This window comes from Streptomyces sp. NPDC088254 (assembly GCF_044740925.1).
GTDB lineage: Bacteria > Actinomycetota > Actinomycetes > Streptomycetales > Streptomycetaceae > Streptomyces.
Map to the genome: position 1 here is coordinate 672,450 of NZ_JBIURQ010000001.1, position 14,002 is coordinate 686,451.

A 14,002-nucleotide genomic window follows, 5' to 3' on the forward strand; every position below is an offset into this window, starting at 1 on the left:
TATTGACGGCAGCTGCTGAACACGCGACCCCGTTAGAGAGGAACGAGCGCCGATGGCAACGTACGAGGTCGAATCGATCGCAACAGTGGTCGGGGGCCACACCCGCGTTCAGGACGATTACCAGGGCGGAGTCGAGTCGGTCATCCGGCTCAACGAGGCGTACCCCCTTGAGACGCTCCAGGGAATCGAAGAGTTTTCCCACCTGACGGTGACCTGGCTCTTCCACCTGGCGCGACCGGAAGACGTCCAGCTCCACGCACGCAGCCCCCGCGGGAATCCGGACTGGCCGCCGACCGGTACCTTCGTCCACCGCAACCATCGGCGTCCCAATCAACTGGCCATCAGCTACCCGCGGCTGCTCGAGGTCGAGGGACGGGACCTGTTGGTCACCGATCTCGACGCTGTAGACGGAACGCCCGTGATCGACTTGGCACCGTACTTCGAACAGATGGGGCCTCGTGGCCCGATCCGTCAGCCCGCCTGGCCCGGCGAGATGCTCGAACCGAATTACTGGGCGAAGGCAAGCGAACGGCCCTCGGAGCGGCCTGTGTGACAGAAGCGACTGAGCTGCCCGGCTTGCCATTTGCATCGTCGGGAACCAACTGGAGGTCTGGCTCAAGCTGCAGCCCTCGCGTCTCGGAACTCACACCACGTCTCCTCGCCGCTGCTCTCCCATGCGTCTGAGATCGCATCGACCAGCCGGATCCCGCGCCCCGATTCACCGTCAGGTCCGGCTTCCTTGAGCACAGCGGGCGCCGGGTTGTGGTCGGTTACCGAGACACGCACCACGTCGACGGCCACCGTGATGCGGAGCATGACTTCGCCCTCACCGTGGACCACGGCGTTGGTGACCAGCTCCGAAACGGCCAGTACGACGAACCCCGCCACCGGCTCCGAAACACGGCACCGCCGCAGGAACGCCCTGGCTATGCGCCGCATCTCCCCGACCTTCGCAAGGTCGGGGAGAAGGGCCGCCTGACAGGCATGGGATGCCGCCGGTACCTCTGCCCTCGCCCATGCGCCGGCCTCATCTTCCTGAACCGGCCTGACGCATGACGCGCCTGCTGTAGCCGCACAGCTGCGGATGCCCCCGCCGGGCGGGGCCGCCTCTTGGAGCCTGGTCATGTGGGCTATGGCACCGTGCGGCGACGCCGTCGACCAGGGGAATCCAGAGGGGGAAATTCATGTCAAGGGGGAAACTGAAGGGGGGAATTGAGGCCATGATTGGATTCCGCCCACCGACAGAGGTCACACTCATGCCAGACCTGTTCGCCGACCTGCTCCTCCGGCTTCGGCAGGAGGCGGGCCGGACACAGGAGGAGCAGGCGGAGGCGATCAACGCTGTCTCCGGCCGGGACACCATGACCCGCCGAGAGATCAGCCGTTATGAGAACTTCGAGAACATTCCTACCAACCACACAATCGGCCACATCGCGGCGGCCTGCGGTGTCCCTATCGAGGAACTACTGCGGGAGGCCAAGGCCGCCCGCGCTCGGAAGAGGAAGGGGCATGCCGATGCCGGGGAGGACCAAGACGCCGTGAAGCGTCGCACGCTCCTGGGTAGCGCCACTATCGGCGTGAGCGTGGCCGCCGAGCCCTGGGGGCGCCTCGCCTTCGCCCTCAGCAAGGGGACCAAGATCGATTCGCCCGCTGCCGCCGCGCTCATCGACCGAGCCGCTGAACTGCACGTCCAGGAACTCAACCTCAGCGCGCTGCGGCTACAAAAAACGGTCGAGTCGCATCTTGACGCGATCACTGCGGCCCTGCCTCGTGCAGGCGAACACGAAAGCGCTCTCACCATCGCCGCCGGGGAAACCGCCGCTCTGGCCGGTTGGGTGGCCTGGGACCTGGGGGAGCACGACAAAGCCAACGCCTACTACAAGGTCACGTCGCAGTGCGCGGCGGCTGCCGGGCATCCTCCACTCCGAGCCCTGGCCCTGACCTACAGCAGCTACGGCGCTTTGACGCCAAAGTCGAAGATGGAGTTCCTCTCCCAAGCCGCCAACGACGTGCGAGGCCACGGTAACGCTACTGCTGCCGCCTGGGTTCTCGGTAGGCACGCGGAAGAAGCTGCGGCGGCCGGCGACGAGGTGGGGGCGCTCCAGGCGTTAGACCGAGCGCGCTTCGCCTACGATTTCGCGGACCACACCAGCGAGCAGGCATGGGTCAGGTTCGTGACCCCATACCGCATGGACTCGTTGGCCCTGTCCGTGTACGGCCAGCTGAGGCGCCCCGAGCTCACGTCCACAGCTGATACCGCGGTCGACCGCCTCGGAGACGGGCTACCGGACGGGGGCGTCGTAGTCCTCGGCGATCTCGCTTCGGCCCTACTGCGTGGGGGTGACGTCGATCAAGGGGTGTACGTGTCAAGTCAGTTCGCCGCAGCGGCACAGGCCAAGCCCAACACGATGGGCAAGCAGCGCGCATCGACTATCGCCTCGTCGCTCCCTGACAGTGAGCAGGAACTCGGCCAACATCTACGGAAGTTCGCATCCTGAGAAGCCACACGCAGTAGGCGGGTAGACCCAGGACGCGAGCGCCGTCGTACGGCCGGCCAGGGCGCTCCGCAGAACCTATGCCGTCTCCTCGATAACCCAGGACAGGTACGCCTCCGACCCGCCGGTCACGGGCAGCGTGATCCACTGGGGAACGTCGTACGGGTGTTTCTCGTGCAGCCACGCTTCCAGTGCGGGGAGACGGTCCGTCGTAGTCATGTACGAGATCCGCCACTCCTGCGCCGTCTCGACCTTCCCCTTCCACCAGTAGAAGGCTGTGATCGGCGCATCAATGTGAACGCCCGCTGCCAGCTTGCTCTCGACCGCGCCACGGGCCAACGCCTTCGCCTGATCCTCGTTGTCGCTGGTCGTCTGCGCGATCACAATCTCGTTGGCCATGCAATTACCTCTCCAGTTCAGGTACCGCGACTGTACCGAGCCGTCAAGGGCACGTCACGCTGCTGAAACAGCATCATCCCGGCCCGTGCCGGACCTTCCGCTAAACAGACCCAACGCGAGCATGCGGGTCACCGAGCCATCGAGACGGCGACGCCCCTGTCCGAGACAATCACGGGCAGTTGCGGCATCGAAAGCTGAACTTCGCAATTAGGGCGAGCACAGAGCCGCGGGCACACCCGAGTGCGTGACGTTATGGTCTGCGGTCCTCCTCACCGAAGGCGGCGTAGTCGTCCTGTCCGGGCAGCACGGCCGCGGACTCTTCACGGCGACGGCCCGCCGGGTGCCACGATCACGTTCCGTCGCACCTACGAGCCAGGGTCGACCTGACCGACGAAGCGTCCTCTTCCCGAGCTGCCAGCCCGACCTGGCATTCGCTCACGGCAGACGAGAAAGACTCTCGAAAGACTGGAACCCTCTCCCGGGGTTATGTCAACCTACAAGACCCCCAGCCATGAGGTTGATAACCGGCCCACTGTGTAATCGGATGAGTTCCCTTCTACCGACACGCGCCCTTCGAGCTGTTCGGCTGGTTGCCTCGACCGTTGCAACCCTGGGACCACTCGACACGTAGCCGCCCAAACGTAGTTCGCGCGGAGACCGCAACTCAGGAACATGTGCTCTGACCAAGTGCAAGGGCAACATAGACGACGATCGCCGGTTGGCCAAACCGGCGATCGTGACGACCATTGACCGAGTTCGCGCTTGGGTGACCCTGCAAGGGCATCGTAGCGGGCGCAGTAGGCAGCGCTGCAATCCAAGAAGCGGAAGGTTGCGCGCACCGTCTGCTGCTTCACTGATGTCGATCTTCATGGCGGAGAAGGTAGGTGCGATTTTGACACAAGGTGGAAGCTACCGGCTACTAACGCCGGCTGAAGTGGCCGATTGGTTGAAGGTCAGTGAATTGACGATCAAGAACAAGTACCGAGTCTGGGGTTTGCGACCTCAAAAGGTCGGCCGACTCTTGAGATTTCGCGAACGTGACATCGTCGCATACCTGGAAAGGAAGTACGGGTAGTTTGGTGAAGCGAACCCTCTTCATGGGCTGGCAGGTGGTCCGGTAGCTTGGCTCGGATTTTCCAGAAGTGCAAGGAAGATGAGAAGAGTGGTAACTACCCCTGCACTGCAACTCGCTGCGGCCATCCCTGGACAGTGCGCTACAGGGAGCCTGGTGGGCGCGGCGGGCGGCAGCGAGAGAAGTCGTTCGAGAAAAAGGGAACAGCCGACTCCTTTGCCGCCAAGGTAGAGCGAGAGAAGGATCTCGGTACCTACATTGCCCCCACAGGTCTCCTCGCCCCTCTTGTATCCGTGTACCGCGAGTTCATCGACTCTGGGAGCCGGGTGAATGGGACGCGTTACCAGTACGAGACGAGTCTTCGCCTCCATGTGGAGCCCTATTTTGGGGCTACTGCCATCGGTGCCGTCAAGCCAAAGCATCTTAATGCGTGGCTGAAGTGGATGGTGGAAGATCGTGGTTACGAGGAGAGCACGGCGATCAATCGCTATGAGACGCTTGCCGGCGTCTTTAGCTTCGCCGTCGCCAACGAGTACATAACTAGGAATCCGTGCCAGCACGTCCGCACCAGTCGCCAACGAGTGAAGCGGAGAGTCAAGAAGACGATCCGCCTGCCGACCTTGACGGAGATCGAGGCGATTGAGCGGCACCTACCCGGGCCCTACAAGCTGCTCGTGTGGCTCATGGCTGGGTGCGGGTTGCGCATTGGTGAGGCGTGCGCCGTGACGTTGCAGCAGTTCGACTTTGAGAGCGGCACGCTCTTCGTCGACCGCCAGGTCACGCAAGACGGTGAGAACGAGGAGCCCAAGACCACCGTCCAAAAGGCCATCACCAAGGGCAGGGGGCGTGCCCATTGCATCCGCCACCTCAAATGGCGTGACCTGGACGAGGGTCGAGCGGTTCCCGTGCCACCCACCATCGCCGCGCGGGTTCAGGAGCACGTCCGGCTGTATGGAACCTTTCGCGTAGAGGAGGGTCTCAACCGCCTGGAGGGGGACTATCTCTTTTCCAACGTCGGGCGCACGAACATCCTCATGTACTCCCTCGTCGACCGGCTATGGCGTAACGCGAAGAAGGCGGCGGGCATCTCGCGGAGAGTCACTACACACTGGCTCCGGCACTTCTTCGCCTCGGCCGGCCTGTCGAAGGGCGTTCCGGTGACAGACATGGCTGAGTGGCTGGGGCACCGCGACCCGAGGATCACCCATCAGACCTACGCGCACGTGATGCCCGACGCTCCGGAGCGCTTGAGGTCTCTGATGGATGCCGTGTTCACGATGCAGACGGAGTTGAACCTGCCTCTTGAGTTCGAGGCGGTGGTCGAGGCCGTCTGACGCAGGGTGGGTAGACGTGGGGTGACTCGCGGCATTCGAGGGCTCGAGCATCACGGCTTCCGCGGCGGAGGCGCCCATGGTGGTGGCGGTTCGACAGCGCCTCCGACGTTCGGATGGGGAAACTTCGGCGCCGCCGACCAGGTCCTTCGCTTGACTGCGCCGCACTGGTCGCTCTTGGTTGCATCGTGGGCGTCGAGGCGGTCGCTGGCAACTTCCCCGCACTAGACAGAAGCCACATCACCTACGTTGCCGACAACTTCCTGGGACCGGATCGGCTGGAAGCCTGAACAAGCATCTGCTGGCGCGGCAATCACAGCCGGCGGTCGCTGCATCCCAGAACGACAACCACATGATCGAGCGGTGCACGCTCGACTGATCTTTGGGGCCCCGAGCGCCGACTGCACGGCTGCTCGGGGAGTGGCACGGAGGCACGAGCCGTCCGACTCAGCCGAGTCGGACGGCATCGCTCAGCCCGACTCGGCTGTTGGTCCCGTGGCCGTCCGGCTTCGCCGGACGGCGCCGACGACGAGGTCGGCAGCCAGGAAGGCGGCGAGCGGTATGCCGAACAGGGGGAGTGCCCAGCCGACCGCGGCGACGGCGAGGACGCCGGCTACCACGGCCCAGGACGGGATCTCGCGCCAGGCTCCGCGGGCGGGCGGGGTGCCGAGGAGAGCGCGACGGTCGGAGCGGGTGGGACGACGCTGCCACCACATCCGATAGCCCCAGAAGATCATGCAGATCAGGCCGATGGCCAGTACGGCCAGCACAATCTGGTTGGCGAGGCCGAACAACGTGCCCATGTGGGCGTTGATGCCCCAGCGGGTCAGCTTCGCAAGGACCGGCCAGTCGGCGAAGTCCACCCGGTCGACCACCTTGTCGGTGGTGGCGTCGACGGCGACGCTGTCGCGTCCAACGGGCCACAGGTTGCGGGTCTGCGACACCGTCCAGGCAGTGGTGTCGTCCTGCGGGACGCCGATTGACACGGGTCCGGACAGGCCGTCGCGGCGTGCCGCGTCGAGGACACCGTCGATGGCCATCGGATCGACGCCACGAGCGGTGTGGGCGTCTGCCGGGCCACTGTGGTGGTGGCTGCCCGTTGCGGCGTTGGATGTGCCCGACAGCGAGGTGGATACGGCGGGCGTGTGGGAGCGCAGCGTGTCGAGTGCCTGGGTGAAGTGGTCGCCCGCGAAGCGTGACCAGGTCAGTCCGGTCGCGGAGAGGGCGAGCAGGCCGATCGCGAGCCACGCACCCGTCACCGCGTGCCAGCTGCGAGTGCGGCGTACGCCCTTCTTCGCGGCCAGGTCGGGCAGTAGCAGTCGCCGTGCGGTCAGGGATCGTCGCTGCCGGCGCCACCACAGGACCAGGCCGCCGAGGACGAGGACCCACAGCCAGCTTGCCGCGATCTCCGAGTAGTACCGGCCGACCGTGCCAAGGTGCAGGTTGCGGTGCAGGTCGTCCAGCCAGGTTTTCAGAGGAGTGGATCCGTACCAAGTGGTCAGCTGGCCTCTGACCCTGCCGGTGTACGGGTCCACGTAGACCGTGTGCGCCTTCTCGCCCAGTTCGGGCAGCGCGAAGTCCACCTGCGTCGTCGCGTCACCGCTTCCTGGACGGACGGCGGCCAGAGTGCCCTCGGGGTGCGCTTCCCGGGCGGCGGCCACCTGTGCGGCCAAGGGCCGAGGGCTGCCAGTGACGTGTGCGACCGTGAGTTCCTTCTCGTAGACGAGCGAGTCCAGCTGTGGGGTGAACGTGTAGAGCAGACCGGTCACCGCCGCGACGAGGAGGAACGGCGCGACCAGAACCCCAGCGTAGAAATGCAGTCGCGCCATCAGGGCGCCGAAGCCCGAGGTCTGCCGCATCGACCGCGCCGTCAGCGCTTCGGTGCCCGTCTCCACCTGTCTCTCCGTGATGGACTCGCCCGGTTCGGGGAGGCCGGGAGCCTCGGACTTCATTGACATCGATCAACCTCGTTCTTCGTCGGCTGCACGCGACACCCCCTCATCGGCCTCGGACGATGAACGCCCGACCGACGACACCGCCGCGGCGTCGGTCACCGGTCTGGTTTCGGCCGGTGTCCTAAAGAAGTCGGATGGATGGCCCGTTGAGTTCCCGCGCCTCCGACCACAGGAATGAGCTGAACGGTCGCTGTCCCTTGCTCGTAGAGAGAGCAGGTGAGAGCAGGTGACTAGGGGGCGGAGGCGGGCATGCTCGGGCGGGGGAAGGATCCTCGGTGGGCGTGGCAGCATCTATGGCCGTGACTGTGTCCCTGGCAGTGCGGAGCGTGCGTGCGGCGGTGTTCGCCGCACTCTGCGTGCTGCTCGCTGCCGGGGGCCATGCGCTGGCCACTGGGGCTGTCCCCTCGGTGCTGGTTCAGGTTGCCGGTGCTGTGCCGGTATTCGTGGCCGGGTGTCTTCTGGGGGGCCGTGAGCGGTCACTGTCCGGTATCGGTGGCGCGACGCTCGCCGCCCAGGGCGGGCTGCACCTCGTGTTCCACGCCGCCGGGCTGCATCATGCCGCGATGGTTATGCACGGCGTGCGGATGTCTCATGATCAAGCGCATGCGGTGACGCCTCACGCGACCGCAGCGCATGTTGGGGCCGCCCTCGTGCTCACCTGGTGGTTGCGGCGAGGAGAGGCTGCGCTGTGGTCGCTCCATAGGCGGACGGGCGCTTTCGCTCCCGGCCTTGTCGCCTGGTTGCAGCTGGCCGGCGGGGCGGGGCGCGTTCCGGACGCGCCGTTCGTCCGGCAGTCCGGTGGGAATCTCTGGTCACTCAGGATGGTGCGGCTGCGGTATGCCGTTCACCGGCGTGGGCCGCCCACGCGGTCGTCGTACGCGATCAGACCCCGACATACCCACCTCTCAGTACGGAGATCACACCTCTCATGTCCCCGAACCGCATCGCCCTGCGCCGTGCCGGCACCATCACCGCTCTGAGCGCCGCCGGGCTCCTTGCCGCCGCGGGCGTCGCCTCCGCGCACGTCACCGTCCATCCCGACAGCTACGCCAAGGGCGCCACGGACGGTGTGCTGACCTTCCGTGTGCCGAACGAGGAGGACGGCGCGAGCACCACCAAGGTGCAGGTATTCCTGCCCACCGACCACCCCGTCCTCGGCGTGCTCGTGTCCCCGCAGGACGGCTGGACCGCGAAGGTCACCAACACCAAGCTCAAGACGCCGGTCAAGACCGACGACGGCACCATCACCGACGCCGTCTCGGAGATCACCTGGAGTGGCGGCAAGATCGGCCCCGGCCACTACGAGGACTTCAACGTGGCCTTCGGCCAGTTGCCCGACGACACCGACCGGCTGGCCTTCAAGACTCTCCAGAGCTACTCCGACGGCAAGACCGTCCGCTGGATCGAGGAGCCGACCGGCGGCGACGAGCCGGAAAACCCGGCGCCGGTCCTCAAGCTCACGGCCAAGGCGGCGGAAGGCCGTACCGCGTCGGCGACTTCTTCCGCACCCGCGAAGAGCGGTGCGAACTCCACGTCGAGCGCGTCCGACGATTCGACGGCACGGGGACTGGGTGTCGCCGGTCTGGTCGTGGGCGTACTGGGTCTGGCTGCAGCCGCCTTCGCCGTAGTTCGCACGCGTTCCACGAGAGGCGGGGATGCCTAGCACGCGTGTTCGTCATGCGGCACAGGCCAGAGTTTGATGGCGGGACTCGGCCGTCGGTCCGCCCGAACTCCTAGGACGGTACGGCCGAGTCTGGTCGTCGCCGAACGACGGTTTCGCTGCGGCTTCTCGCCGACCGCCGCCGCTTTCCCGACGGGCGGCGGTCGGGCCACTCCGCCCCGCTCCGAGGGAATAAGGGTCACGCTTTCGGGTGGTGGGAGGCGACGTGGAAGAGGCGTGGCTGGACATCGGTGGCGATGGTGGCCGCCAGGTCCATGTGCTCCCGGGCCTCCGGGTTGTCCAGCATGGCGCGGTAGTGCGCCTCGCTCTCCCACTGCGCGTAGTTGATGACCCGCTCGCCGTCCTCGCTCGCGTGGAAGTTGGCGCAGATGAAGCCCGGGATGTGCTTCATCGTTTCCTCCGTGGCGTGTGCCAGCAGTGCGATCAGCTCGTGCTGGCGCTGCGGTGTCACGGTGAACACGTTGATCAGGGTGGCGACCGGGCGATCGCTGTGGATTCTGGCGGTAACGGTCATACCTCCCTTTCTTCCCTTACCTGGCGGACGAGGGATGAGTCGAGAGTCTGAAATCCCTCCAACGGATGGCATCGCCATATGCCGATCGGACGGCCTGAGCGGACCAGACCGCCGCGTGAGCAGCGCTTGCAAAAGCGGGCGGGGGAGAGCTCAGCTACCGCTGAGGACACGGGGCAGGTCCGTCAGCACACGGCGCAACCGCTCGCCCGTCACGCCGCCCCCCTGCGCGATCTGGGCGGAGCCGCCACCGCGGCCTTCAAGGAGTCGCTTGACGAGTACGGATGCGTCCAGCCCTGCTTCGTTGGCGGCTTGGTTGAGGGTGAGCACCAGCCCACCCTCCTCGGTGGCCACCGCCACCACGGCCGGCCGGGCCGCGGCGACCCTGTCACGGACCGCCAGCGCCAGAGCCCGCGCGTCCCCTGCCTGTCCGTCCACAGTTGTAGTGATCACTCGGGTTCCGTTGGCATCCACTCCCGCGGCGGCCAGCTCCGTCGCCCTTGCTGCGGTGCTCAGCCCCTTGAGCCGGCTGTTCTCCCGGTCCGCTGCTTTCAGCCGGTCCAGCAGGCCGGCGATCTTCTCGGGCAGCTCACCGCGGGAAGTGCCGAGCTGTTCGGCGATGCGGGACACCAGGTCTCGTTCGCGGGCGAGGTACCCGAAGCCCTCGATGCCGACGGCCGCCTCCAGGCGCCGCATTCCGGCGCCGACCGAGGACTCCCCGGTCAGGGCGACGGTGCCGATCTGCGACGCGTGCGCGACGTGGGTACCGCCACACAGCTCCCGTGACCAGGCTCCGCCGATCTCGACTACGCGGACCTTCTCACCGTAGGTCTCGTCGAAGAGGGCGAGGGCGCCGAGTTCCTTGGCCTCCGGCAGCGTCATCCAGTGCACGCCGACGGGGAGGTCCCGGCGCAGGGCCTGGTTGGCGGCCTCCTCGATCTCGCTGCGTGCCTCGGCGGACAGGGCGCCGCGCCAGGGGAAGTCGAGGCGGAGGTAGCCGGGGCGGTTGTAGGAGCCGGACTGCAGGGCGGTGGGACCGAGGATCTGGCGCAGGGCCGCGTGCAGGACGTGGGTGCCGGAGTGGGCCTGGCGGGCGCCGAGCCGCCACTCGGGGTCGACGGCGGCCTGAAGCGTGTCTCCGGCAGCGAGTTCTCCTGCGGTCACGCGTACTCGGTGGATCACCAGGCCCGGCAACGGGCGCTGTACGTCGAGGACTTCGGCTTCCACCGACGCGCCGGAGAGGAGGCCGGCGTCGCTGTCCTGGCCGCCGGACTCGGCGTAGAACGGGGTGCGGTCCAGGACGGTGGTGACGATGTCGCCCTCGCGTGCCACCGGAACCGGACCCGAAGCCGAGAGCAGAGCGAGGACACGGGACTCCGTGGTCAGGGTGTCCCACGCGCGCCAGTCGGTCGGACCGTGTTCGTCCAGGACCGTGCGCAGGACGGTCGTGTCCGTCGTGCTGCCGGACTTACGGGCGCGCGCGTCGGCTCGGGCGCGTTCGCGCTGCTCGCGCATCAGCGCTGTGAAGCCCTCACGGTCCACCTGGACGCCCTGTTCGGCCGCCATCTCCAGGGTGAGGTCGATGGGGAAGCCGTAGGTGTCGTGCAGCAGGAACGCTTGCGTGCCCGGGAGTTGCCGGCCACCGCTCGCCTTGGTCTCGGCCACCGCCGCGTCCAGGACGGTCGTCCCCTGGCGCAGGGTCGCGCGGAAGGCGTCCTCCTCGCCGGCCGCCCGGTCCACGATCCGCTCGTAGGTGTCGGCGACCTCCGGATAGCTGGGCGCCATGCAGTCGCGGGCCACGGCCAGCAGCTCGGGCAGCGCGGGGTCGTGGTAGCCGAGTTGGCGCATCGAGCGCACGGTCCGGCGCAGGATACGGCGCAGGACGTAGCCGCGGCCCTCGTTGCCGGGGGAGGTGCCGTCGGCGAGCAGCATCAGGGCGGTGCGGACGTGGTCGGCGACCACCCTCAGGCGTACGTCGGCTTCCGCGTCCGCGCCGTAGCGGGCACCGGCCAGCGTGGCCGCCCGGTCGAGGATGGGGCGGGTCTCGTCGATCTCGTAGAGGTTGTCGACGCCTTGCAGCAGGGTGGCCATGCGCTCCAGGCCCATGCCGGTGTCGATGTTGCGGCGCGGAAGTTCACCGAGGATCGGGTAGCCGGACTTGCCGGGGCCCTCGCCGCGCTCGTACTGCATGAAGACGAGGTTCCAGAACTCCATGAACCGGTCCTCGTCGACCGCCGGTCCGCCCGCGCGGCCGAGCGCTGGACCGCGGTCGTAGTACAGCTCCGAGCAGGGGCCGCAGGGGCCCGGTACGCCCATGGACCAGAAGTTGTCCTCGTCGCCGCGCGCCACGATCCGCTCGTCGGGCAGGTCGGCGACGCGCCGCCACAGGGTGCGTGACTCGTCGTCGGTGTGGTGCACGGTCACCCAGATGCGGTCCGGGTCCAGACCGTACCCGCCGTCCGCGGCCGGCGTGGTGGACAGCTCCCAGGCGAAGGCGATGGCCTCCTCCTTGAAGTAGTCGCCGAGGGAGAAGTTGCCGTTCATCTGGAAGAAGGAGCCGTGCCGGGTGGTGCGGCCGACCTCCTCGATGTCCAGGGTGCGCACGCACTTCTGCACGCTCGTCGCGCGTGGCCAGGGGGCCGCCGCCTCGCCCGTCAGGTAGGGCTTGAAGGGCACCATGCCCGCGTTGACGAACAGCAGCGTCGGGTCGGGCGTCGGCAGTGGAGCGCTGGGCACGACGGTGTGACCGCGCTCGGCGAAGAAGTCGAGGAAGCGGCGGCGGATCTCGGCGGTGCGCAAGACGTGCTCCGGGGCGGGGTCAGAGGGGGAGGGGGGCGAGGGTGCGGGCCGGGTGGCGGGGGCCGAGGAAGACGGCGATGCCCTTGCCTTCCGGCGACGGATGGGTGGCCTGGGTCCAGCCCTGGCGGCGGTAGAAGGACAGGGCCCGTCCCGATCGCACGGACGTCAGCAGCCAGCATCGGCCTTCGGGGACGTCCGCGGTCACCGCTTCCAGGAGCCGGGCCGCCAGACCGGTGCCTCGGGCATGGGAGCGGACGGCGAGTTCGTCGACCTCCCGTGCGCCGCACAGCCAGTCCTCGGTGCGGCTCTGCCCGAGGCCCGCGGATGCCTCCGGATAGCAGCGGTCGGCAGGAAACGGTGAAGGGGTTGTCCAGGCCGTGGCGAAGCCGAGCAGCTCTCCGTCCCGTATCGCCGCGGTGGCGGTGAAGCCCGGACGGCGTACGTTGACCGTGAGCCGTGCCGTGAACTCTTCGGCCTTCGCCTCGTCCTCGTTCCATGGCGGAGCGCAGAAGGCGTCTACGTACACGGAGCGCAAACCGTCGGCATGCGCGAGCAGTTCGGCGCCGTCGCAGACGCTGATGGTGGTGGTCCTCATGCTGCCACCACTCCGACTGCGACCGGGTGCAGGGTCGCGTACTCGAGCGGTGCCGACGGGTCGATCGACACGTCCAGGGGAGCGGGCTCGGCTCCGGCCCGTACGAGGAGGTCGCCGACGGCGGCGATCATGGCACCGTTGTCGGTACACAGCTTCAGCGGGGGCACGCGCAGGTCGATGCCGGCCGCCCGGCAGCGTTCCTCTGCGAGGGAGCGCACCCGGGAGTTCGCGGCGACGCCGCCGACCACGACGAGGGTTCCCACGCCGTGCTCGGTGCAGGCGGCCACCGCCTTGCGGGTCAGGACGTCGGCGACCGCCTCTTGCAGAGAGGCGGCCCCGTCGGCCACGGGGAGTTCCCGGCCCGCGTGGCTCTCGGCCCAGCGTGCGGCGGCCGTCTTCAGGCCCGAGAAGGAGAAGTCGTAGGAGCCCGGAAGCGGGCGCGGGAAGGGCACGGCGCGCGGGTCGCCCGAGCGTGCGGTGCGGTCGATGGCGGGGCCTCCGGGATAGGGCAGCCCGAACACGCGCGCGACCTTGTCGAAGCACTCGCCGGCGGCGTCGTCGAGGGTGTCGCCGAGGTGCACGATCGGGTCGCGCGCCAGGTCGCGGACGAGGAGGAGCGAGGTGTGGCCGCCGGAGACGATCAGCACCATGCAGGGGTTGGGCAACGGCCCGTGTTCGAGGGTGTCGGCGGCGACGTGGCCGGCAAGGTGGTGGACGCCGTACAGCGGCACCCCAAGTGCGTAGGCGATGCCTTTGGCTCCCGCGAGGCCGACCTGGAGCGCCCCGGACAGGCCCGGTCCCGTGGTGACGGCCACCGCGCCGATGTCGGACAACGCGAGGCCGGCCTCGTCCAGTGCCTGCCTGACGACCGGGCGCAGAGCGTGCAGGTGGGCGCGGGAGGCGATCTCCGGCACGACGCCGCCGTAGCGGGCGTGCTCGTCCATGCTCGACGCCACTGCGTGGCCGAGCAGCCGCCCCTCCCGGACGAGCCCCGCCCCCGCCCCGGTCTCGTCGCAGGACGACTCGATGCCCAGCACGATCGGTGAGCTCACGCCCGCCCCCTTCTGCACTCACTACGCTATTGCAAGTAGTGTGCAATAAGATTCCCCGGGATGTGAACCCGGGCACGGCCGTGCGGATGATCGCCCAGTAGAGTGCGCCTCT

At 67.7% G+C, this 14,002-nt stretch carries 13 protein-coding genes; 5 read left to right on the forward strand and 8 right to left on the reverse strand.

Going from position 1 to position 14,002, the window contains the following annotated elements; translation table 11 throughout:
• The first annotated feature begins 52 nt into the window (after positions 1-52).
• Positions 53-553, forward strand: coding sequence for an SAM-dependent methyltransferase (locus ACIOC0_RS03115; RefSeq protein WP_402151661.1), 501 nt, complete (start codon positions 53-55; stop codon positions 551-553).
• Positions 554-615: 62 nt separating this feature from the next.
• Here the strand turns inward: ACIOC0_RS03115 and ACIOC0_RS03120 are convergent, their stop codons facing one another.
• Complete coding sequence (locus ACIOC0_RS03120) at positions 616-1,125, reverse strand: ATP-binding protein (protein WP_402151664.1); 510 nt, start codon at positions 1,123-1,125, stop codon at positions 616-618.
• Positions 1,126-1,256: 131 nt separating this feature from the next.
• On the opposite strand from ACIOC0_RS03120, the gene ACIOC0_RS03125 reads away from it, so the two are divergent.
• Positions 1,257-2,498, forward strand: coding sequence for a helix-turn-helix transcriptional regulator (locus ACIOC0_RS03125; protein ID WP_402151667.1), 1,242 nt, complete (start codon positions 1,257-1,259; stop codon positions 2,496-2,498).
• Positions 2,499-2,573: 75 nt separating this feature from the next.
• Here the strand turns inward: ACIOC0_RS03125 and cutA are convergent, their stop codons facing one another.
• On the reverse strand, positions 2,574-2,894 hold the full coding sequence (gene cutA / locus ACIOC0_RS03130) for a divalent-cation tolerance protein CutA (protein WP_073948164.1): 321 nt from the start codon (positions 2,892-2,894) through the stop codon (positions 2,574-2,576).
• An 868-nt stretch (positions 2,895-3,762) separates the two neighbouring features.
• Here cutA and ACIOC0_RS03135 point away from each other — a divergent pair.
• Together ACIOC0_RS03135 and ACIOC0_RS03140 are read left to right on the forward strand one after the other, a co-directional pair.
• Positions 3,763-3,969: a helix-turn-helix domain-containing protein gene (locus ACIOC0_RS03135; protein ID WP_402153169.1), complete on the forward strand. Its 207-nt coding sequence runs from the start codon at positions 3,763-3,765 to the stop codon at positions 3,967-3,969.
• Positions 3,970-4,103: 134 nt separating this feature from the next.
• The gene (locus tag ACIOC0_RS03140) at positions 4,104-5,300 is read left to right on the forward strand and encodes a tyrosine-type recombinase/integrase (RefSeq protein WP_402151670.1); all 1,197 of its coding nucleotides are present in this window, start codon (positions 4,104-4,106) and stop codon (positions 5,298-5,300) included.
• Positions 5,301-5,767: 467 nt separating this feature from the next.
• Here the strand turns inward: ACIOC0_RS03140 and ACIOC0_RS03145 are convergent, their stop codons facing one another.
• Entirely contained in the window at positions 5,768-7,255 is a 1,488-nt protein-coding gene (locus ACIOC0_RS03145; protein ID WP_402151673.1) for a PepSY-associated TM helix domain-containing protein, read from the reverse strand.
• A gap of 473 nt (positions 7,256-7,728) precedes the next feature.
• On the reverse strand, positions 7,729-7,857 hold the full coding sequence (locus tag ACIOC0_RS03150) for a hypothetical protein (protein ID WP_402151676.1): 129 nt from the start codon (positions 7,855-7,857) through the stop codon (positions 7,729-7,731).
• 323 nt (positions 7,858-8,180) lie between these two features.
• On the opposite strand from ACIOC0_RS03150, the gene ACIOC0_RS03155 reads away from it, so the two are divergent.
• Entirely contained in the window at positions 8,181-8,915 is a 735-nt protein-coding gene (locus ACIOC0_RS03155; RefSeq protein ID WP_402151679.1) for a YcnI family protein, read from the forward strand.
• A 196-nt stretch (positions 8,916-9,111) separates the two neighbouring features.
• On the opposite strand, the gene ACIOC0_RS03160 is transcribed toward ACIOC0_RS03155, so the two are convergent.
• From ACIOC0_RS03160 to tsaD, 4 genes are all read right to left on the reverse strand, one after another.
• Positions 9,112-9,447, reverse strand: coding sequence for an antibiotic biosynthesis monooxygenase family protein (locus tag ACIOC0_RS03160; protein WP_402151682.1), 336 nt, complete (start codon positions 9,445-9,447; stop codon positions 9,112-9,114).
• 150 nt (positions 9,448-9,597) lie between these two features.
• The gene (gene alaS, locus ACIOC0_RS03165; RefSeq protein WP_402151685.1) at positions 9,598-12,243 is read right to left on the reverse strand and encodes an alanine--tRNA ligase; all 2,646 of its coding nucleotides are present in this window, start codon (positions 12,241-12,243) and stop codon (positions 9,598-9,600) included.
• A 19-nt stretch (positions 12,244-12,262) separates the two neighbouring features.
• Entirely contained in the window at positions 12,263-12,838 is a 576-nt protein-coding gene (locus ACIOC0_RS03170) for a GNAT family N-acetyltransferase (protein ID WP_402151688.1), read from the reverse strand.
• Positions 12,835-13,890 (reverse strand): tRNA (adenosine(37)-N6)-threonylcarbamoyltransferase complex transferase subunit TsaD, encoded by a 1,056-nt coding sequence (gene tsaD / locus ACIOC0_RS03175; protein WP_402151691.1) that lies wholly within the window; start codon positions 13,888-13,890, stop codon positions 12,835-12,837. Before tsaD ends, ACIOC0_RS03170 begins: the two co-directional genes overlap by 4 nt.
• Positions 13,891-14,002: the final 112 nt, after the last annotated feature.

Coding starts and splice junctions, on each gene's coding strand:
- ACIOC0_RS03115 (WP_402151661.1), top strand. CDS start 53: ATGGCAACGTACGAGGTCGAATCGATCGCAACAGTGGTCGGGGGCCAC.
- ACIOC0_RS03120 (WP_402151664.1), bottom strand. CDS start 1,125: ATGACCAGGCTCCAAGAGGCGGCCCCGCCCGGCGGGGGCATCCGCAGC.
- ACIOC0_RS03125 (WP_402151667.1), top strand. CDS start 1,257: ATGCCAGACCTGTTCGCCGACCTGCTCCTCCGGCTTCGGCAGGAGGCG.
- cutA (WP_073948164.1), bottom strand. CDS start 2,894: ATGGCCAACGAGATTGTGATCGCGCAGACGACCAGCGACAACGAGGAT.
- ACIOC0_RS03135 (WP_402153169.1), top strand. CDS start 3,763: ATGGCGGAGAAGGTAGGTGCGATTTTGACACAAGGTGGAAGCTACCGG.
- ACIOC0_RS03145 (WP_402151673.1), bottom strand. CDS start 7,255: ATGTCAATGAAGTCCGAGGCTCCCGGCCTCCCCGAACCGGGCGAGTCC.
- ACIOC0_RS03150 (WP_402151676.1), bottom strand. CDS start 7,857: ATGCGCTTGATCATGAGACATCCGCACGCCGTGCATAACCATCGCGGC.
- ACIOC0_RS03155 (WP_402151679.1), top strand. CDS start 8,181: ATGTCCCCGAACCGCATCGCCCTGCGCCGTGCCGGCACCATCACCGCT.
- ACIOC0_RS03160 (WP_402151682.1), bottom strand. CDS start 9,447: ATGACCGTTACCGCCAGAATCCACAGCGATCGCCCGGTCGCCACCCTG.
- ACIOC0_RS03170 (WP_402151688.1), bottom strand. CDS start 12,838: ATGAGGACCACCACCATCAGCGTCTGCGACGGCGCCGAACTGCTCGCG.